The organism is Candidatus Paceibacterota bacterium, from assembly GCA_036517255.1.
Lineage (GTDB): Bacteria > Patescibacteriota > Minisyncoccia > Phycocordibacterales > WO2-35-19 > DATDXE01.
In genome coordinates this window covers 1-20645 of record DATDXE010000017.1, presented here as the reverse complement: position 1 = coordinate 20645, position 20645 = coordinate 1, and the positions used below count along the sequence as shown (strand labels likewise).

At 42.9% G+C, this 20645-nt stretch carries 20 protein-coding genes; 2 read left to right on the top strand and 18 right to left on the bottom strand.

Annotation, left to right across the window (positions count from 1 at the left end):
• Positions 1–2 precede the first annotated feature (2 nt).
• The 8 genes from rpsB to VJH67_03430 all read right to left on the bottom strand — a co-directional run bounded on the left by rpsB (position 3) and on the right by VJH67_03430 (position 7725).
• Positions 3–701 carry a 30S ribosomal protein S2 gene (rpsB, locus tag VJH67_03465; GenBank protein ID HEY4516216.1) on the bottom strand — a complete coding sequence of 233 codons (699 nt, stop codon included), beginning with the start codon at positions 699–701 and terminating at the stop codon, positions 3–5.
• 22 nt (positions 702–723) lie between these two features.
• Positions 724–1659 (bottom strand): PCRF domain-containing protein, encoded by a 936-nt coding sequence (locus VJH67_03460; protein HEY4516215.1) that lies wholly within the window; start codon positions 1657–1659, stop codon positions 724–726.
• Positions 1660–1893 carry a 50S ribosomal protein L31 gene (rpmE, locus tag VJH67_03455; GenBank protein ID HEY4516214.1) on the bottom strand — a complete coding sequence of 78 codons (234 nt, stop codon included), beginning with the start codon at positions 1891–1893 and terminating at the stop codon, positions 1660–1662.
• Positions 1894–1926: 33 nt separating this feature from the next.
• Entirely contained in the window at positions 1927–3291 is a 1365-nt protein-coding gene (locus tag VJH67_03450; protein ID HEY4516213.1) for a hypothetical protein, read from the bottom strand.
• A gap of 216 nt (positions 3292–3507) precedes the next feature.
• Positions 3508–4254, bottom strand: a complete 747-nt coding sequence (locus VJH67_03445; protein HEY4516212.1) for a hypothetical protein — start codon at positions 4252–4254, stop codon at positions 3508–3510.
• 173 nt (positions 4255–4427) lie between these two features.
• Positions 4428–5108, bottom strand: coding sequence for a 50S ribosomal protein L25 (locus VJH67_03440; GenBank protein HEY4516211.1), 681 nt, complete (start codon positions 5106–5108; stop codon positions 4428–4430).
• A 24-nt stretch (positions 5109–5132) separates the two neighbouring features.
• Positions 5133–6836: an FAD-binding oxidoreductase gene (locus VJH67_03435; GenBank protein HEY4516210.1), complete on the bottom strand. Its 1704-nt coding sequence runs from the start codon at positions 6834–6836 to the stop codon at positions 5133–5135.
• 43 nt (positions 6837–6879) lie between these two features.
• Complete coding sequence (locus VJH67_03430) at positions 6880–7725, bottom strand: ketose-bisphosphate aldolase (protein HEY4516209.1); 846 nt, start codon at positions 7723–7725, stop codon at positions 6880–6882.
• 14 nt (positions 7726–7739) lie between these two features.
• Here VJH67_03430 and VJH67_03425 point away from each other — a divergent pair, with 14 nt between their 5' ends.
• Complete coding sequence (locus tag VJH67_03425) at positions 7740–8738, top strand: carbohydrate kinase family protein (GenBank protein ID HEY4516208.1); 999 nt, start codon at positions 7740–7742, stop codon at positions 8736–8738.
• Positions 8739–8743: 5 nt separating this feature from the next.
• Here the strand turns inward: VJH67_03425 and VJH67_03420 are convergent, their stop codons facing one another.
• The 9 genes from VJH67_03420 to VJH67_03380 all read right to left on the bottom strand — a co-directional run bounded on the left by VJH67_03420 (position 8744) and on the right by VJH67_03380 (position 17530).
• Entirely contained in the window at positions 8744–9742 is a 999-nt protein-coding gene (locus tag VJH67_03420; protein ID HEY4516207.1) for a transketolase C-terminal domain-containing protein, read from the bottom strand.
• Positions 9743–9744: 2 nt separating this feature from the next.
• Entirely contained in the window at positions 9745–10644 is a 900-nt protein-coding gene (locus VJH67_03415) for a transketolase (GenBank protein ID HEY4516206.1), read from the bottom strand.
• A 1-nt stretch (position 10645) separates the two neighbouring features.
• Complete coding sequence (locus VJH67_03410; protein HEY4516205.1) at positions 10646–11317, bottom strand: hypothetical protein; 672 nt, start codon at positions 11315–11317, stop codon at positions 10646–10648.
• Positions 11310–11792 carry an RpiB/LacA/LacB family sugar-phosphate isomerase gene (locus VJH67_03405; GenBank protein ID HEY4516204.1) on the bottom strand — a complete coding sequence of 161 codons (483 nt, stop codon included), beginning with the start codon at positions 11790–11792 and terminating at the stop codon, positions 11310–11312. The genes VJH67_03410 and VJH67_03405 overlap by 8 nt, the downstream gene beginning before the upstream one ends.
• On the bottom strand, positions 11789–12814 hold the full coding sequence (locus VJH67_03400; protein HEY4516203.1) for a glyceraldehyde 3-phosphate dehydrogenase NAD-binding domain-containing protein: 1026 nt from the start codon (positions 12812–12814) through the stop codon (positions 11789–11791). Before VJH67_03400 ends, VJH67_03405 begins: the two co-directional genes overlap by 4 nt.
• A gap of 26 nt (positions 12815–12840) precedes the next feature.
• The gene (locus tag VJH67_03395; GenBank protein HEY4516202.1) at positions 12841–13875 is read right to left on the bottom strand and encodes a ribonucleotide-diphosphate reductase subunit beta; all 1035 of its coding nucleotides are present in this window, start codon (positions 13873–13875) and stop codon (positions 12841–12843) included.
• 25 nt (positions 13876–13900) lie between these two features.
• Positions 13901–16582, bottom strand: coding sequence for a ribonucleoside-diphosphate reductase subunit alpha (locus tag VJH67_03390; protein HEY4516201.1), 2682 nt, complete (start codon positions 16580–16582; stop codon positions 13901–13903).
• A gap of 123 nt (positions 16583–16705) precedes the next feature.
• Entirely contained in the window at positions 16706–17152 is a 447-nt protein-coding gene (locus VJH67_03385; protein HEY4516200.1) for a DUF192 domain-containing protein, read from the bottom strand.
• A 66-nt stretch (positions 17153–17218) separates the two neighbouring features.
• Positions 17219–17530 (bottom strand): RNA-binding protein, encoded by a 312-nt coding sequence (locus VJH67_03380; protein ID HEY4516199.1) that lies wholly within the window; start codon positions 17528–17530, stop codon positions 17219–17221.
• Positions 17531–18141: 611 nt separating this feature from the next.
• Here VJH67_03380 and VJH67_03375 point away from each other — a divergent pair.
• Positions 18142–19326, top strand: coding sequence for a hypothetical protein (locus tag VJH67_03375; protein ID HEY4516198.1), 1185 nt, complete (start codon positions 18142–18144; stop codon positions 19324–19326).
• A 5-nt stretch (positions 19327–19331) separates the two neighbouring features.
• Here VJH67_03375 and VJH67_03370 read toward each other — a convergent pair whose 3' ends face one another.
• Positions 19332–20501, bottom strand: a complete 1170-nt coding sequence (locus tag VJH67_03370) for an MFS transporter (protein HEY4516197.1) — start codon at positions 20499–20501, stop codon at positions 19332–19334.
• Between the last annotated feature and the right edge of the window lie 144 nt (positions 20502–20645).

Here is a 20645-nt window from a genome sequence, read left to right as displayed (position 1 = left end):
ATTTATCCCTTATAAGCTTCCTTGATCGCTTCGACAAAATATTCGATGCTCTTTCTGGCTGAATCGTTACCAATAATAGGATAGTCGATGCCACTTATTTTGTTATCAGAACCACAAAGAGCAATGACTGGAATTTTGAGCTGGACGGCTTCCCTTAAAGCTGTTTCTTCCTTTCTAGGATCAACGATAAAAATAGCCTTAGGTAAAGAAGTGAGATTGACAAGGCCCACAAAAAAATGATTTAAACGTTCGATATCGCGATCGATCATCAGACGTTCCTTTTTAGTGTATTTTGCAAGCTCTCCCTTCTCTTTCTGGGATAGGAGGTCGAGCATAGTATCGACTCTCTTTCGAATAACAGTAAAATTAGTAAGGCTACCGCCGATCCAACGGCCAGCAACATAAGGCATATTTAAACTCTCCGCCGCCTTTTTTACAGCTTCCTTAGCCTCACTCTTACCACCAACAAAAAGAAGAGTGCCTTTTCCCGAGGCCAATTTTTTCACAAACTCTATAGCTTTTTCGAGAGTTTGAGATGTTTTTTCTAGATCAAAAATATCAGTCTTATTTTTAGAACCAAAAATGAAATCACTGACCGAAGGGTGCCTACGGCTCTTACCAAAACCAAAATGCGCGCCGACCTCAAACAAGTCGCTTATGAGCTTACTCTGGGTATTTGTGGCATCTACAATTTTTGACATAACGAGAGTAAGATTAGCAAAGTTAAGAGGCTTCCGCAAGATCATCGATAATAGCCTGCATATTACCCTTTAAAATAGCCTCAATATTATGCCAACTCTTATTGATACGGTGGTCGGTAATCCTATCCTGAAGAGTGTTGTATGTCCTTATTTTTTCAGAACGATCGACATTGCCTATCTGAGCTTTGCGCTCGTGAGCGTACTTTTTATCCTCCTCTTCCCTCTTCAAAATTTCGAGCTTGGCAGAAAGGACTTCGAGAGCCTTCTCCCTGTTGGCATTTTGACTTCTTTCCGCCCTACAGGAAACAACAATACCGGTCGGCTTGTGAGTCAGACGCACGGCCGTTTCCACTTTGTTCACGTTCTGACCCCCCTTACCCCCAGCTCGAGAGAAAGTCACTTCCAAGTCAATCGGATTAATATCTATCTTAGTTTTTTTCCTCATAGGTAAAATAGCGATGGACGCTGTCGAGGTGTGCACCCTACCCGACTTCTCTGTAGTAGGCACACGTTGGATACGATGCACTCCGGTTTCCAATCTTAAATCTTTATAACAGTCTTTGCCTCTTATTTCGAAGCTGGCTTCCTTGAAACCACCAAGTGGGTTCTCCGATTCATCGAGAGATTTCCACGACCAGCCTCTTATTTCGGCATATTTTTCGTACATGTAAGCCAGATTGCGAGCGAAGAGAGCGGCTTCATCACCTCCCACTCCAGCCCGCACTTCGAGCACCACTTCATTTGGAAATTCGTCTTCTTTTTCTTCCTCTTTCAAAATCTCTTCCATCTGGTCAATAATATTTTTCTTCTGGTCCTCTATTTTGACAAGCTCCTCCTTAGCCAAGTCGGCCATTTCAGGAGAGAGCGTAGAAATATCCGCCTCTTCTTTCAAGAGCCGTTCTAGAGATTCTGCGATATAGGCAGTTTTCGGATTTTGCTTGTATTTTGAAATGTCCATTTAAGACTTCTTAGCCTTTTTTGGAAGTTTGGTTGCGAGAGCTTTACGAGCTCTAAACTTTTCTACTCTACCTGCGGTATCAAGTACTTTTTCATTGCCAGTATAAAATGGGTGACAAGCAGAACAAATTTCCACATTGATTTCCTTCATAGTTGAACCCACGCTAAATTTGTTACCACAAACACAGGTTACTTTGGCATCCGTATAGTATTGTGGATGAATATCAGTTTTCATTATTCCCCATTATAATCTACAAAGCCCCTAAAGTCAAAACCCTTCCAAAGGATCGATCATGGTGAGTTGGATGTTTTGGGCATGCTTCATGACGCTATTGGCATAGCCTTGGCCCGAAGATTTCCAGTTGCCACCGGCATAATATTTGGCCGCTGCCGTATGTTCAGCAGTATGGCCTCCTTTTGAGGCCCCTAAATCAGACAGGAGTGAGGCAGAAGCTATAAAAGCATGGCGTGGATTCCACGGATCGGGATGAGTGCCTAGAATTTGTTTCAATCTCTCTATATACATTTTCCAAGTGGAAGGGATGAATTGCGCCGGCCCCATGGCACCACCGTAGCCTATGGAGAGCGGGCACGACACTCTTGTCATTAGTGGGTCCCGGCCAAGATCTTCGAGCACTTCTTTCAGGGTCGGCAAGTCGCGAGTAGGATGGATACCATTTGTAAATGTTTTACCTGAATTGACACTTTGAGTAGACCCACTTTCAAGATCAGTGATGATGCATGAGCCGACATTTTGGCCGATATTACTTTCTTGCTGGAGAATACCGAGGAGGAACGCCGGACGGACACCAGTAAGCCTCGAAGCTTCATTGGCGTAGACCAAGGCATCACCGAAAGAAATACCGTCAGAATCACGCAAACGGAACAACTCAGCTCGTATTTGGGCCGCCTTGGCCTGCCTTTCAGCGATAATTTGATTGAAAGTTTTTTCTTGAGTTTTGTTTATAGTAATGAGGCGCTGCTTTTCAGCCTCATCGCGCTCAATTTTCTTTTTATCGACTTCTATAGCCGCTTTCCTGTCGGCCTCGGCATCTCGCTTTGCATCCAGAGCTTCCCTTTCGGTCGCAGTCAAATCTTGCAAATTCCTCACCGCATCGAACTCTTCTTTCAAAGAAAGCTTGATAGTATTGTACGAATCAACATCAGTAAAAAATTCGGAAATATTTTCATTGGACAAAATTACTTCTGGCAGAGAATATGAATCAATTTCATTAGTAGCTCTTATAATAGAAGCGAGTGATTCTTTTCCTCGATTTATTTTTGCTTCCAGTTCGCTGATAACCCGAGTTTTCTCCCCGATATCACGAGTAAGTTGCTCTATTTGTATTTGCCTTTGTCTGATAAAAGCTTTGGCCTCGTTTATTTTAGCCTGGAGCTTAGCCGACTCCCCTTGAAGTGAAGCTGTGCCTTGCTTTGTTTTATTCAGCTCTGCCTGCCATTTAGCAATTTCCGCCTCTGTTTCCGCAAGCTCGACTCTCCATTTAGCCTCCTGGGCCTGTATTTCAGCCTCCGACATCTGCTGGGCATTAGCTGGAGTAGAAAGTAGGAAATAGAAGCTAGAAAGTAACAAAAAAATAAAAACCCAGAATCTTTTGAGGATTACTGTTTGCATTAGGACTTAAGTATAGCAAAAATATGCTTTTTCAACTCATTTGAATTACAATGTTTTAAAAGCCCTAGATACGAATTAAAAGATTGCTGAAACTGCCGCCACTCTTATTTTATATCAGAATTCAAAAAAATAAATCGGATACAAAAAGAGCCCGCCGGTAAAGACGCGCTCTTTGCCCCCGCCCTAAACGGGCGGGGGCAGTCAGGAATCCATATTTCAGGATTCCAAGGACCCGCTGCGGGAGAAACAGACACCAAGGTAGGAGTTCGAGCGGTCGGGGTCGTCGCCGCCGACGCCCACACCGTCAGAATCGAAAGCACCGAGGTTCACCAGGTAGCCATCCGAGGACAGTGCATTGGTCCATGTCCATGTGCCATCAGGCAAAAGACGGATACCATTCACCCGCTGGTGCAGGGCAACCCGCCACAGAGCTTCGGCCGGCGTCTCACGATGTAACTGGTTGAATGTGAGAAGAGCCAGTTGTCGCGCCCCTTCTTGCCAGTCTCTACTGAGCAGCTTCTCCATGTCCAGTTGCCGAGAACGAAACTCCTTGATCGCCTCCTTCGTCGGAATTGGCATGTGGTCGGGAAAGACCTTTTGTTCGGCATATTCGACAAGCACTGCCGTCTGCTGGAGGTAGTCGACATCGCGAGTGCCAAGCACCACATCGAGAGTGGTGCACCGCCAACCGGACCGGAGAGTATCCTTGGTATAGAACTTTTCGCCGGAATACCAATCGACCTTGTAGAGCAAGGGATGGTCATCCGAGGTCTTGTTCCCCCAGATGTCATGAATCCCCTGCATAGTGATACCAGCTGGCTGGTAGATGAGAGTCTCTCCCAGCGAACGGGTACGAAGAACTTCCGACTCCGAAAAGATCGGAGGGACTTTGTGTACCAGCATCTTCAGATCAGATACCGATTCAATCTCTAGTGGCCCGATGAAATCGGTACCACGGGACATATTGCGACGAGCGTATTCGAGGTCCGCCCCTACCTGAGTATTAGTCGTTGTCATGAAATCTCTCCTTATGCTTCTCTATTTCTAAGAACGTTATGTCGCCTATTCCTAAACGACACTAAATTTTAAATCTCCCAGCATTATACACCTAACAGCTACGCATGTCAAATAAAAAATTACTTAGATTCTGAGGCAGGTGAAGCTCCTGCTTCGGTTTCGCCTTCAGCACCTTCAGCTTCATCGGCCTTACCTTTCTTTGTAACTTCAATAGCGGAGAAGTCTACAGGAGCAGCCACTTCCTCGACTTCTTCCTTAGCTTCAGTTACCAAAGCCATAACCTCTTCAGGATTTTCTTCAAGCTCTACACCCGTTGGCAATTTGATATCTTTAGCTAAAACTTGATCACCCATTTCGATAAGTGAAGAAACGTCGACGATAAGTTCATGCGGAATATTTGTCGGATCAGCTTTGATCTTGAGTTCGTGGAGCACTTTCACCAGCACAGCTCCCTTTTCTTTGACTGCAGGAGAAACTCCTTCAAACTCAATAGGAACTGAGATTTCGATTTTGTGACCTTTCTCAAAGACATAAAAGTCAGCGTGCCTCGGCTCACCAGTAAGTGGATCGTAATTGACATCGTGAATCAGAGCATCGACATTGCCTTCAGGCATAGTGATAGAAACCACAGTCGATTCCCCTGCTTCCTTCCAAACCTTTACAAAATCAGCCTTATTCATCTGAATCGGAGTTGATTCCTTTTTATGTCCATAAAATACCGCAGGGAAAATACCCTCCTTTCTAAGAGCTCCTAATTTCCCAATTTTATTCCTTTTTTCCGCTTTGAGTGTCAGGACCATAGCGAGAGAAATATAACAAAATACTTACTCCCTGGCAAGGTGGCTCATCATATACTTCACAGTGCCACTCCCGTCTGTCGACGAGGAAGGGACTTTTTTGCCGGGGTTGAAAATGTTATCAGGATCAAATATTTTTTTGGTTTGTTCAAAAAGAGCAAGCATTTCAGGCGAAAACATTTTGCCCAAATAAGGAGTACGGACGATACCATCATTGTGTTCGGCGGTAATAGTACCTTTATACTCGCCCACCAGGTCATAAACTTTATCCGAAAGCTCCGTAATTAATTCCCTATTGTGTTCCTCCTTCATATTCATAAGAGGAATGATATGGAAATTACCATTACCGGCATGGCCGGCAATAGTATAGACGATTTTTGCTTCATCAAGAATCTTTCGTAGCCGAGGCAAAAACTGTGGCAGGTAGACAGGGTTGACACAAACATCATCTATAAAAGGAGCTGTCCTTTTACCTTTAATGTGTTGGCGAAGCAGATTGAAACTCTCCCGTCTAATAGTCCAATATTTTTCCGCATCCGCGACATCACTTGTAAGTCGCGTACGAAGATTAAGCCTTGGTAATGAGAGGTTTAATCTTCGTAGTTCGTTCTCCAAATCTTTAGCTTGAATGTCTATTTCTGGCTCGCTCTCCCCCACAAATTCCACAAGTAAAATAAGCTTTGGCGCCCCTCCCGTTAGAATCATCCAAGCTTCAGGCAGGAAACTAAAGAATAGTTTCAGAGCGTTTTTAGCCTTCATTAACTTCATCATTTCGGGTGCAAAACGAACGGCAAGTTTTATGGTCGAGTCATCATATGATTCGATACTTTCTGGATTCTTTTTTAACATGACATTTATAATGTCTCCCAAATTTTCCAAACTATTTAAAAATACCACTAACAATTTTGATTTCGGTTTTACTGGAACCAATTTTATTTTTGCTTTAGTCACGATGCCCAGCGTTCCTTGAGAGCCGACAATAAGACGAGTAAGATCAAATAGGCCGTTTCTTTCGACATTCCACAAATAATACCCAGCAGAATTTTTTGATACTTTAGGTTTGGAAGAATTTATCACTTCCCGATTGCGATCGATCAGAGCCGAAATATATTGGTAAATCTCACCTTCAAAATTGTGCTCATGTGATTTTTTTAGAGCCTCTACCCTACTTTCTGCTCTAAAGGTATGTTCCTCACCATCACACAGAACGACAGTCAGTTCCTCGATATAATCCTCCATTTTGCCATAACGCAAAGTTTTCTCTCCCGCAGCGTTGTTGCCGATCATCCCGCCTAGAGCACATAAATTTTTTGATGCAGTGTAACAAGGTAAAATCAAATTGTTTTTTAATGTCTCTTTTTCAAAATCACGATAAAAAACTCCAGGCTCTACTTCGGCCACTGCCTTGTCCGCACTAACAGAAAAATTATTTAAATGTTTGGAAACATCTAAAATAATAGACTCGCTGAGCGATCCTCCCGACATACAGCTTCCTGCAGCCCGCACAGTGACAGATAGATTTTTATTTTCCTCCGGCTCTTCTTTCTTCTTTTTGGCTACAAACTTTACCACCCTCTTCACATCGTTCGCACCCTTCGGCCACACCACGACACTAGGCCTAACCTCAAAAAGTGATGCATCCTTGCTATAAAGCTTCAGTGTCTCCTCGTCATCAAAAACTTCTCCTTCTACCAATTCAGAAATTTTATTTTTTAACTCTTCTTTTGTCATAAAATTACACCACAAATTTTCCAATACCAAGGGTCACCCTTGGTTATTTTTGATTGAAGAGGAAAAGTTTCTTTTCGACTACTTCTTGCATTTCTTCCCGAGCGAGTCGCAGATATTTGTAAGGAGCGATTTCATCCACATTTTCTGAAAGTGAACGTTGAAGACCTTTTTTAAAGGCAACTCGCAATTCGGTACTGATATGAATAATAGAAATCCCAGCTTTGATTGCCTCTTTTATTTCATCATCCTTATTTCCTGAGGCTCCATGAAGCACAAGGGGGAGCTTTGTAGCTTCTTTTATTTCTTTTATTCTCTGTACATTTAATTTTGGTTCCAAGCCTCCTTTAAGCATCCCGTGGACATTGCCTACAGCTGGAGCAAATAGATCAACACCAGTTTCTTCAACAAATTTTATGGCTTCCTCTACACTGACAATTTCTATTCCGTCCGGAACTTCTTCTAAAACCTTAGAGGATTTGCCGATAAAACCAAGTTCGGCTTCTATTAAAATTTCAGGATTTTTTGATCTAGCATAAGAAACAACTTCTTTGACAATAACAACATTTTGATCGAAACTCTTATCTGTCTCATCGATAATGACCGCGTCATATCCACAGTCAATAGCCTGCTTCGCTCGATCTGGAGAATAGGTATGATCAGCATTCAGAAAAACGGGCTGGCCTTCAGCTTTAATAGTGTCCACCAAAACCTTAATCTGCTTCACACCAATAAAATCCCTCTCCCCTTCAGAAACTCCGATTATGACTGGCAAATTAAGTTTTTTTGAAGCATTTACTACAGCCCAAAAACCCTCAATGTTTGAAATGTTGAAATGGCCAATAGCAACACCTTTTTCCTCAGCTTGGGCAATGCATTCACAAAGTAACATGCTATGATCATAGCATGTTTTGGGAGAAAAATTATGACTTTTTAGCCATTGGGGAAACCACTATAGACGCTTTTATCAGGCTGAAAGATGCCAGCGTTCATTGCAATATAAATAATGAAAATTGTCAGCTCTGTGTCGACTTCGGAGCTAAAATTCCCTTCGAATTCAGTAAAGAAATACCCGCTGTCGGCAACGGAGCCAACGCTTCTGTCTCCGCTAGTCGTTTAGGCCTGAGTAGCGCCCTCATAGCAAATATTGGCAAAGATGACAACGGTAAAAAATGTAAAAAATCGCTCCAAAAAGATGGGGTGGGGACTGAATACTTAAAAATAAATACAGATAAAGAGACCAATTACCATTATGTGTTGTGGTACGAATCCGAACGCACTATTCTGCAAAAACATTCCGACTTTCATTACAAAATGCCTGCGATCAATAAACCAAAATGGATTTACCTCACCTCCCTAGGCGACAACTCTGTGGGGCTACACAACGAAATATCAGAGTACCTAGATAAAAATAAAGATGTAAAAATGGCTTTCCAGCCTGGTATATTTCAAATCAAGTGGGACAGAGAAAAAATAAAAAATATTTATAAACAGACTGAAGTATTTTTCTGTAATGTAGAGGAAGCTAGGACAATACTTAGTACAGAAGAACACGACATCAAAAAATTAATGGAAATGATGGCAAAATTGGGACCGAAGAAAGTATTTATCACTGATGGTATAAAAGGCGCTTATGCCTACGATTCAGAGTCAAACAACGCCTGGTTCATGCCAGTATACCCTCATAAACCATATGAAAGAACAGGCGCAGGAGATGCTTTTGCATCGACAGTGATTGCTGCCCTCGCCCTTGGCAAAACATTAGAAGAATCTTTGATGTGGGGACCGATCAATTCAATGTCAGTAGTCCAAAAAATAGGGGCTCAGGAAGGACTCCTCACCCGGAAACAAATTGAGGACTATTTGAAAAAAGCACCCGAAGATTACAAACCACAGAAAATATAGAGTAGTTAAACTTTTCTTTGCAAGATCTTTTTTACTGCTTCTTTTATTCCTTTCTCATCCATATCATAGTACTCCAGTAGCTCCTCTGGCTGGCCACTTTGACCAAACTTATCGTGCACTCCGACAAATTCTATTGGTACCGGGCAATTGCGAGCCAAGACTTCAGCAACAGCACTACCCATCCCCCCCATCAATTGATGCTCTTCTAAAGTCACTACCGCTCCAGACTGCATCGCAAATTTAATGATCGTTTTTTCGTCTAGAGGTTTTATAGTATGTAAATTTATAACGACTATACCCACTTTCTCTTTCTCTAGCTCATGAGCCACCTTAAGAGCTTTGTGCACAAGAGCGCCGGTAGCGACGATCAGGACTTCAGGTTTAAGATTAGGTGGAGTAAACAACACCTCCGCTTTCCCTATTTCAAATGGAGAACTTTCAGTGGTGATAACTGGAGTTTTCTCCCTCGCTAGACGAAGATAAACTGGAGTACCATTTTTAGCCGCAGCGATAGTAGCTTTTTTGGCTTCGATACTGTCACAAGGAGAAATGACCACCATACGAGGGATGACCCTAGTAATAGCAATATCCTCAATAGCTTGGTGAGTACCACCATCAGGCCCGACAGAGATGCCAGCATGTGACCCAGCAATGATTACGGCTCTGTTGTTGTAACAAATAGTGGTGCGGATTTGTTCCCAGTTTCTACCTGGACTGAACATGGCATAGGAGGAAATGAACGGCACTTTGCCCATAGCGGCCATGCCACTCGCTACTCCTGCTAAATTTTGTTCAGCTACTCCGATTTCAACAAATCTTTCCGGATACTTTTTTGCAAAGGCTTCCATTTTAGTCGATTCAGTGAGGTCAGCACAAAGGCCGATGACGTTTGCGTCGGTATCAGCGGCAATGACTAAGCCTTCACCAAAACCTTTCCGGATTGGCTCCTGTTCTACATCAGTATCAAAAATTTTAGGATTTAGTTTTGCGTCTGGATTTAGCATTTTTATTCGTGTTCACTTCTAATCTTGCCACCTAAGGTTCGGAGTTCATGCAGTGCGATTTTTACTTGATCGGCTTTAGGAGGTTCCCCCGGCATATCGGAAATTCCAGGCGGCTGACCATGCCAACGATAATCACGCTCCATATAACTTACCCCTTTGCCCGGAATAGTGTGAGCGATTATGACAGAAGGCTTTTCGTACACAGCCTGTGCTTCTCCTAAAGCCCTCACTATATCTTCAAAATTGTGACCATCAATTTCCTGGACATGCCAATTGAAAGCTTCCCATTTACGAGCCAATGGTTCGAGGGGCATAATGTCTTCAGTGTAGCCATCGATTTGGATATTATTTCTATCGACTATGGCGGTAAGGTTTTGTAATCTATTTTTGCCAGCAAGGAGAATTGCTTCCCAAGTGTTTCCCGCATCATGCTCGCCATCCGACATCAAGCAATATATCTGCTTGCTACTAGAAGCTCTGTTATCCATCCTTTCGGCAAGGGCCATACCTACCGCTTGGGAAAGCCCAGCCCCCAGAGGCCCAGAACTAGTTTCAAGCACGGGCAGGAAATCCCGATGAGGGTGACCTTGTAATCTAGTGCCAAACTTTCTCAATGTTTTTAATTCCTCCAGAGAGAAATAGCCGGCATGGGCCATAGTAGCGTAAAGCACTGGACAGATGTGGCCATTTGATAGCACCAGCCTGTCCCGATCTTTCCATTCAGGCTTTTTAGGATCATGCTTCAAAACATGGAAATATAGAGCAGTAAAAATGTCAGTCATGCCAAGCGGCCCAGCCGAATGTCCACTTCCCGCTTCCACAAGCATTTCAATAATTGAAATTCTTATCTCATTCGCCATGGTTTCCAAAAACTTTATTTTTTCAGGAGTAAGTGTTTCCATTTTATAAACTAGATAATTTTTCGATAGCTTCTTTTATGTTGGGGTTGTTGAAGACGGCAGAACCAGCGACAAAGCGGGAGACTCCGGCTTTTTTTAATTCTGGAATAGTTTCGGCATTTACTCCTATATCAGCCTGCAGCAATAATAAAGGATGAATCTCGTGGAAACTTTTTATTTTTGTTAGAACTAAATTATCTACTTCAACTCCAACATGACCTATATTGTCACTGTCCATAAACTGGACGAAGTCTACATCAAGGATAAAAGGTTCCAACAGCTCGCTGTTAATAGATGGTTTGATGCCTAATCCCACCTCACATCCAGCATGTTTTATAGTGCTGATACATTCTTTCAAATGATCGGTAGAATCAACATGAATGACAAAACTTTTCACTCCAAGAGAAAGGAGGTCGGGAAGGTACTCAATCGGGTGGAGCACCATCATATCGGCTTCGATCACAACCTTGTCCGAAAAAGGAAATTTTTCATCGTTACGAACCATGTTCGCGACTTCATCCAAACCTTCTACCGAGAAAGGCCAGGACAGATCATCGTCATATTTGCCATCTATAAAATCTATCTGAACTCGTTTTACAAAATAAGCAACAAGAGGAAGGCGCTCTTTAAGTAAATTCAAATTTTTTGGAATTATGGCTGGTACTATTTCACTCATAGCTTGATAAATTTTTATGTAAATGTTTTTCCAATTCTTCTATTTGGCCGAGCCGCCTTATGTGCCTTTCTTCTTTCGAAAAAGGAGTTTCGAGCCAAATTTTTACAGCTTCCTTAGCCTCCTCTTCGGAGATAAAATTTGCCCCCAAAGAAAGGACATTGGCATCATTGTGCTCGCGAGAAAGGCGGACGATATCGAGAGGCCCTCCATAAAATTCAGCCGAACGCACCGCCGGAAATTTGTCAGCTACCATATCCTCCCCTTCTCCAGAAGCTCCCAGTATTATAGCTCGAGAATTTTTCGGATCATGACTTACTATTTCAGCCGCACGGGCTATGTATATAGGGTAATCATCGTTCGGATCATAAAAGCTTGGCCCCAAATCCTCTGTATTATAGCCCAAGTCTTTGACCATACTGATTAATTTATTCTTGAGGTTGAAGCCAGCGTGATCACTGGCAAAATATATTTTCATTTTAAATATTTTCCTATCTCGAGCACATGCCTAAGTAATGTATTGCTATACCCCATTTCATTGTCATACCAAGCACATACTTTAACTAAATTGCCACCCACAACCCGAGTGAGGCCCAGATCAGCTATAGAGCCATATAAAGAACCGACAATATCCGAAGAGACGATCTGGTCTTCGGTGACAGTAAAAATACCTTGCCACCTGTCTTCCTTGGCAGCATCTTTCAAGATTTCGTTTATTTCTTTTACAGTGGTTTCTTTTTTAGAAATAAAAGTGATGTCAGCAATGGAACCGGCTACTATCGGCACGCGCATTGATATACCATCAAATTTTCCTTCTAATTCTGGGATAGCTTCGGTCACAGCTATAGCCGCACCGGTAGAAGTCGGTACGATGTTTTGAGCAGCCGCTCGGCCCTCCTTCCAATCTTTTTTATTTGGTCCATCGACAATACTTTGACTAGCAGTATAGCCATGCACAGTGTTCAGAATGGCTTTTTCTATACCCAACTTCTCATTCAAAATCTGTATAAGAGGAGAAGCGGCATTTGTAGTGCAAGACGCATTTGAAGTTACAATGCAGGTTTCAAATTTTTCTTCATTGATACCCATGAGGATAGTGGCTTCGGTAACATCAGCTGGTTCTTCCTTGACTGGAGCAGTGATGACTACCCGCTTAGCCCCTGACTTAATATGGAGGCCTGCTTTTTTAAAAGTAGTGAAAGCTCCAGTCGACTCTACCACCACATCCACTTCCAAATCTTTCCAAGGCAAAATGGCCGGATCTTTTTCACTAAAATATTTTATTTCTTTATCATAGATAGAGATCGATTTTTTATCTTTAGCTAAGATCGGCAAAAAATCGCTCCGGCCATAGGCAGTATCGTATTTCAAGAGATAAATAATATTCTCCACGTCACAAAGGTCGTTCATAGCCACGACCTCCACTTCAGCCTCCGAAAGAGCTAGCTTCAAAAAAGCCCTGCCTATCCTCCCCGCACCATTAATAGCCACCTTGATCATTGGCTACATTATAGCAAACTTTTTATTTATTCTGAGATTGGGGACTGGAGAACGGAATCGGATTGCTTCTCATCTTTTTTGTTTGAGTGGGCATGACCATCAACTTCGTAAGAAGTATTTTGAGCTTCGAAGAAATTTACTAGCTCATAGACATCGGTCGCTCCCGACATCCATTTAGCTGGATTGGTAACATTGTAGTGCTTTGGCAGACCCAACTCCTCAAGCCTTCGGTCGGTAACATACATCACATATTGATTCACATAATCAGCATTCAAGCCTAGGATACCATTTGGAAAAAGGTCACGGTTGTAAGCGATCTCCAAGTCAACTCCTTCGATAATGATATTCCTGATTTCAGTTGCAAACTCCTCGCTTAGAAGTTCTGGATTTTCCTCTAGCACGTTGTGGATAAGGTTGATACCAAACTGAAGATGGAGAGATTCGTCACGGAGGACCCAATTGATCATGGAGCCAAAGTTGCGAAGTTGATTCCTCTGGCGGAAAGAAAGAGCCACCATAAAGCCAGAGTAGAACCAGATGCCCTCCATCACGATGTTTGTTGCTACTAAATTTCTAACAAAATCTTTTTTACCATCGAGAGTTTCAATATCGAGAAGCACCTCCGTCATTCTTCTCATGTATTTCTTTATGTAATCCTCTTTATTCTTCATAGAAGGAACCTCAAGGTGGACGTTATATATTTTTTCTTTATCAAAGGGAAAAGTCTCAAGTACATATTCGAAAGCGACACAGTGGTTGGCCTCCTCCCACATTTGCTTGGCCAAGTAGAGATGGCATTCAGGAGCTTTGATATAAGGATAAACACCGAGAGCAAGAGAGCGGTTGACGATAAGCTCAGCAGGGTTGAAGAAGGCCATGAGGAACTTCACAGCATGACGCTCATCGGGAGTCATTTTTTCCCAATCTTGTAGATCCTCCTTTAGGGTAATTTCATGGGGAAACCAAGTGTTACGTACAGCCTGATTATAAAGGTCATAGGCCCATTTATATTGAATAGGATGCAGGTTAGTATCTTCCGGACTAGCTTTTCCGATTAACATGATTTGGATATTACTTACTTTTAATTTATTCGCAACCGATACAAATGTTCTCGGCTCCCGGGTCCTCAGGAGCGATGACATTATATTTCTGGACTGGAGTAGAAACTTCTACAGTTTCTCGAGGTTTTATATTGAAGGAAACTTTTTCTAAAGGAATTTGAACAGAAACTGGGGCAGGAATCAGATCTGGAACAGGAATGGCTGTAACTTGTGAAAAAATCGGTATTTCGACAGGAGAATTATCAGGAACAAGAGATTTTTGGAGAGGGGCAGCAAAGCCAAGCTGTTCATCTTTAGCTTTTTCAGCCATCCTCTGGGCAATAGCGGCAAAACCAACCCTACCCATCTTCTGTGACTTATTTACATTGACTGTCGACTGTTCAGCAGTGTGACGAGGCTTCATGTGCAGGTAGTAAGTCGTCTTCAAGCCTTTTTCCCAAGCATTAGCGTAAATTTTCATAGTGTCATCAATGTCTCTGGTTTCAAGGTACATATTTCGTGAAAGGGCTTGATCAGTCCACTTCTGAGCTCTTGCTGCTATTTCCACTACGGCATTCGGATCAGTGGTAAAAGAAGTTTTATAAATATTGCGAAAATGTTGTGGGATCTCTTCTATATTTGAGATATCCCCCTGATGCTCGATTATTTTCTCCTTTACTTGCTCCCAGAGGCCAAGGTTTTTCAAATCTTTCACCAAGTTGCGATTGACATCGATATATTTACCAGAAATTTTGTTACGAGAAAAAATTTGAGCAAAACGTACATCTACTCCAGGCGTAGTACCTCCAACAAGGCCGATGTTAGCAGTAGGAGCAGTAGCCATTAGAGTGGCATTCCTCATTCCCTTCTTCACCTTCTCTCTAAGCAGATCCCAATTAAGACCTTTGTGTTTACTTTCTTTATCCACCGTAAGGGGCCTACCTCTCTCTTCTTCAAGAACTCTGAGAGTGTCAATAGGCACCATTCCTTTGGACCAACGACTACCTTCAAAGTTCTTGTAAGAACCTCTCTCTGTTGCAAGATTAGCACTTTCATCGATCGCCATATAGCTGATAAATTCAAAAATCCTATCGACGAAATCAGCGGCATGAGGCGAATCGTAAGCCATACCAAACTGTTCCAGTATATCAGCCACACCCATAACCCCGAGACCTACTGCCCTGTTTTCCTTATCAGACTTGTTCGCTTCTGGTATGGAGAGCTTATTCAGTTCTACCACATTGTCCAACTGCCTAATGGCTAAGCGTACTGATTCCTCAAGCCGAGACCAACTTATTTCTTTGTTTTGAATATGAGCAGAAAGATTGAGAGAGGTCAAATTACACACAGCAATGTTTTCTTTGTCTTGAGGTAAACATATTTCGGTACACAAATTCGACATGTGTATCGCACCGGTATTATTATTCAGGGCTCTTACGTTTATCGGATCTTTCCAAGTAATCCAAGGATGCGAAGTGGTCTGTAAGGAAATAAGCATTTGCCTCCAAAGCTCACTCGCAGGCATTTTTTTCCACATACGCAACTCCTTCCTTTCGGCTTTAGCTGCATACTCTCTGTATTTTTCAGAAAAAGCCTTGCCATAAAGCTCGTTCAGCTCCGGGACTTCGGAAGGGTCGAAGAGATACCAATCCTCCCCTCTCTGCACCCTGAGCATAAATTCATCGGATATCCAAGCCGCAGTATTGGCAGTACGCATACGAGCATAATCATCACCAGCATTATGTTTCCAGTGTAGGAACTCTGGAAAATCTAAATGCCAGTTCTCCATATAAAAACAGAGGGCCCCCTTTTTCTTGCCACCTCGCATGATGGCCCGTATAGCGGTATCAAATATTTTAGCGAAACTGGTCGGACCTGAAGAAGCTCCACCAAAATTTGATTTTAAAGGAGAATTGGTGGCGCGCAACTTGGTCACCGAGAGGCCGATACCTCCGGAATCTTTAGAAAGCATCATCACATCGGATACTGACTTGGCGATATGCCTCATATCATCATGAGCTTCAAGTAGAAAGCAGTTGGAAAGTGAGGACCTGATAGTACCAGCACCGAGGTTTGTAGAACCAGCGGCAATATATTGATGCTTGGACATTTTGTCGTAGAATCGAGTAGCCCAAAGAGTCGGGTCCTTCTCACCAAAAGAGAGCCCCATAGCGACACGCATGAAAAAGAACTGGGGAGTTTCAGTATATTCCTGTTCGAGATTCTTTATAGAGTAACGGTTCATCAAGGTATCGAGCCCAGAGTAAACAAAAATCTCATCTCGTGTTACATCGAGCACTCTAGAGAGTTTTTCTAGATCAAACTTCTGTTGCATTTCAGGATGCAACCTGCCAAGCGTGACTCCGTCATTTATATAATTGATAAAACCTGCGCGATGCTTCTCTCTTAAGTCCTCAGGGCTATCGACATCGTATTCTCCGATCACTTTCCTATAAATAGTCTTCAGCATGAGCCTCACCGCCACTTTATCGTATTCGGTATCGTTCTTTATATTCTGCACTGCGGCATCGATAGTAGCCCGATCCATTTCATAGGTAGTAATGCCATCATAGATCATGAGGCGAGTATCAGTCGCTATCTGCACCACCATGGATATCGGGTCGGAGAGGCCCTTGCAAGCTCTCTCAATGGAGCGGTTGATCTTATCGGCATTGAATAGTTCCTTGGTGCCGTCGCGCTTACTGATGAAAATATTCGCAGGTGACATACGAGGAATATTTTACATCTTTTTCGATCTAAAAAAGTGTGGATAACCCTAAAAATCAGGAGTCAAAAACAGATGCAAATCTTTGTCAAAAAAAACTTCCAAAAAGCCTTGCTTTCACTCACTTTACTCCACTACTTTTATAATGTCATCGATTTTTATTCCTTGCTTTGAGACAAGTCCGGCTTGAGTTTCCAGGACGAAGTGGGAAGGACTCTTCGGAATGAATTTTTCAGGGTAAGAAGAGGGGTTTGCATTCTCTTTTATATGGACTACTTTCATATTTTTATCGAGCCATATGATATCGATAGGGAAAAACATGTCCTTCATCCAAAATGAATACGGCCCAGGCTTATCGAAAACGAAAAGCATCGCTTCCCCATCTACAAGTGGAGGTCGACCTGATAAGCCTAGCTCTCTAGCCTTAGGAGTCCTAGCTATTTCAGCCACAAGAATAGAGCCACCAGCGTTCAAAGTAGAAAAATGACCAGAAAAAAGGGAGCTTCTATTATAAAAACCATATAGAACAGCAACAGCAACCAAAAAGAAAATAGAAAAGAGGGTTACTTTCATACAAATAACTATAACAAAAACCGCATGCTTGCGCAGACGGTTTTTGTTAATTAGTGGAAAGATCGATTATCTTGCTCGATAACCACCTCTGTCCCCACCTCTGTCACCACCGCGATTTTCGCGAGGTTCCATAGGACGAGCGACGTTCACAGTAAGTGCGCGTCCACCCATATCTTTGCCATTGAACATATCAATAGCGGCATCTGCTTCGTTGTCATTTGTCATTTCAACGAAACCGAAACCTTTAGAACGAGGAGTGTGGCTCATCTTGTCCATGATGATGACAGCTGATGTCACCTCTCCTGCTTGTGAGAACATATCCTTCAAATCCGTGTCAGTGGTAGTGTAAGGAAGGTTCCCGACGTAAAGTTTTTTCATTTCTCTTTTTCTAGAATACTTATAAAACGACCCCGAAGCACTTACTTATTCGTCTTACTAAGTATCCCGCTAGAGACACGAAAACGAAGATTCATGCTTACCCCCCTATTCTACTCCTTTCGATCCCAAAAGTCAACCCTACAGGCCTATGGCGCTGCTTATTTTGTGGTCATTATACCAAAAAGTTCGGACTCATTTCCAGCAGAACCCCGACTGATGTGCCACGCGCGGAGCGCGTGGTGGCTCTGACCAAAATCGTACGCTCGACGAATCGTCCCGCCACCGCCTCGCGGACTCGGCGGCAACCCCGAAAGAAAAAACACTCCTCGCATTTCTGGTTTGGCGGGGGTGAAATTTCTTTTGGAAAAGGAAAGGGTGTTTTTTCTTTCGGGGTTCTGCCCTCCAAGTATTCGGGCAGTTGGCGGGGCGAAATGCGGACTCGGTTTTGCCAAACTATTTTTCTGGGGGAAAGGATTTGGCAAAACCTCGGCTGACTTTTGTCTTTGCATTTGTCCGCGCGGAGGAGGGGTCTGGGGAGGAATCCGCGCGGGCTGATTTTTGGCACTGGGAATGGGTTGATATAGAACTGAAAAATTTGCTACAATAAGACCATGCAAATTAGACGAGTTTATATCGGCGGCTGGTTTCAACGAACGACGCTTCATCTCTCGGAGATATATGATTTTCTACGTGAAGGATATTCTAACTTAGAGCTCGACAAGAAAAAACTTAAGGAGTTGCAACAGAATTTGGATATCCAATCAACAGAGCTGAAAGTTGATGGACTAGAACATATTGAACTTACGAGCACCAACGGCATTTCGTTAAAAATCCATGAGGACGGACTTATTGTGTTGAGGCACGATTATGGTCAAGGCGATGATTTGGCTGCTGATATTAAAATATTAACCGAGTATTACGAGAAAAAACTTTCGCCAGCGTTTAGTTATATTTTTAGTCTAGGAGCGCCGGTGCCAAAAGAACTAGCGAACATTAAGACCGTCTATCCTTACTTCGTTGTGGTTGAGCACGCTACCCGCGAAGAGATAACGGCTCTGATGGACTCTTTCCATGAGAAAACGTATTTTGAGGTTACAGGTGATCGCTTTGACCTTTTTCGTGGGGATAAGTTTTACATTGTACACATCAAAAAAGAGGATTTAGGCCACAGCGAGCGTTTTATTGAGGAGCAGATATTCTTGCGCGAATTCAAGGGTCAACTCCATCGCTACCTGAATCTCCATCGAATTATTTGGGAGCGAATCGCCAAGGTTAAGGAGCAAGGAAATATCAAGGGTGGCGAAATTGGGGGTTTTCGTGACAAAGTGCAAGGTTATGCAAAAACTATCAATCTCATTGAGGCCCGTATCAACCAAATGGGCACGTACCTGCATACCCGCGAGCGAATAGTGAAAAGCGACGACGAACTGAAAGGATTTCTTACTCTGCTTGAATACCGCTACGAAACGCTAGGTGATACGTTGGCATATCTCCAGCAGATTTGGGTCATGACTAAAAATTATGTCAATTCGGCTCTCGACCTCTTTTCATCGTTGGAAGCACAAGCTACGCAAAACTCAGTCAAAAACCTTACCGTGGTCACCTCGATGGGCGTGGGCGCAACCCTCATCGGTCTCTTTACGACTAACTCTATTCCACAATTCACCATGTTCGGAGTTGGTTATTTCGTCGCGCTCGCGGCCATTGGTTACTTTGCCAACAAAATAACTACGTGGTTCTACAAACGAAAGGCTTACAATATTTCTGATATCGAGTACGACAAAGATATAAAATAATCGCTCTATTTTGTATCTCTCAAAGCAAACGCGTAGGTTAAGCCCCACGCCATAATTATCGCAAGAATTAGGAAGCTCCATTGCAAAGTGATGACTTGAAGTGATAGTGCCGCCACACCCGCGGCCGCGATATATGTTGCCGGGCGAGCCATTCTGAAAAGACTTATGGTGTCGGCAAGCGACCCATCAACATGTCTGAAAAAATAACTCTCGGTAGCTATTTCTACGCATGCTGCACCAATGCGACTAATAAATAAGACGGCCGCCCAAAGAACAAGTGCGGATGGAAGAAAGGGAACGCTAGCGACTGCCACGGCCATGAGAATGAAACCAAAAATCATAATTTCCTTTTCCCCGATTCGCGAATCAGCCATTCTACCGAGCGGCAATTCCAAAAGTAGAAATGGCAATAACATGATGGCAAAAATCGTTCCTATTTCTGACCATGAAAAACCGATATATTGGAAAAGATATAAAGGCGTGTATATCACCATCCAAGCATAGAAAAAACGTAGTAAAAATTGCGCCGCGACCACATTGTATAAAACTGGATGTTTGAGCACATAACCAACGCTCTGCCACAATGTTCGAGGGTGGTATCGCGCGTCGTTAAATCGGCGCAAGCGCGTAATAATTACTATCACGCCAGCAAAAAGAAACCCGATGGAAATAAAATAAATCCGCCAATATTCCGTGTCATAGAGAAACAAACCCACAAGCAATGGACATACAACCTGCGTGATGTTTTGCATGGTCAGAAACATGCCGCGAACGCCGCCCGTTATTTTTTCATTGTTAGTCAGCCTTTCGAGAAAAATATCAAGGTTAAGATAAATGATTGGCGAGACGGCAAGATATAAAATAAAAGAAGTAATGACAATATTCACATCTCGCCCAAATGCAAGTCCCAACAAAGCCAAAACTTCTATCGCAGTAAAAAAGAGTACGAGGTGGTAATTGCCTACTCGCTTGATAATTTGTGCAAATGTTGAAAAAAGTACAATGCTCAAAATTGATCCGACAATATAGAGAAGGCTTAAATCTTGAGCATTAACATATTTTGAAAGAAAGGCAGAATTTATATAAATGATGATAAAATAATGGAACGAGATCAAAAGGTTTGTGAGATATATCGTCAACCTGCCAGAACTTGCTTTGTGGAAAGATAGAAGCATGAACTTATTTTATCATGCAACCCATTCCCAGTGCCAAAAATCAGCCCGCGCGGATTCCTCCCCAGACCCCTCCTCCGCGCGGACAAATGCAAAGACAAAAGTCAGCCGAGGTTTTGCCAAATCCTTTCCCCCAGAAAAATAGTT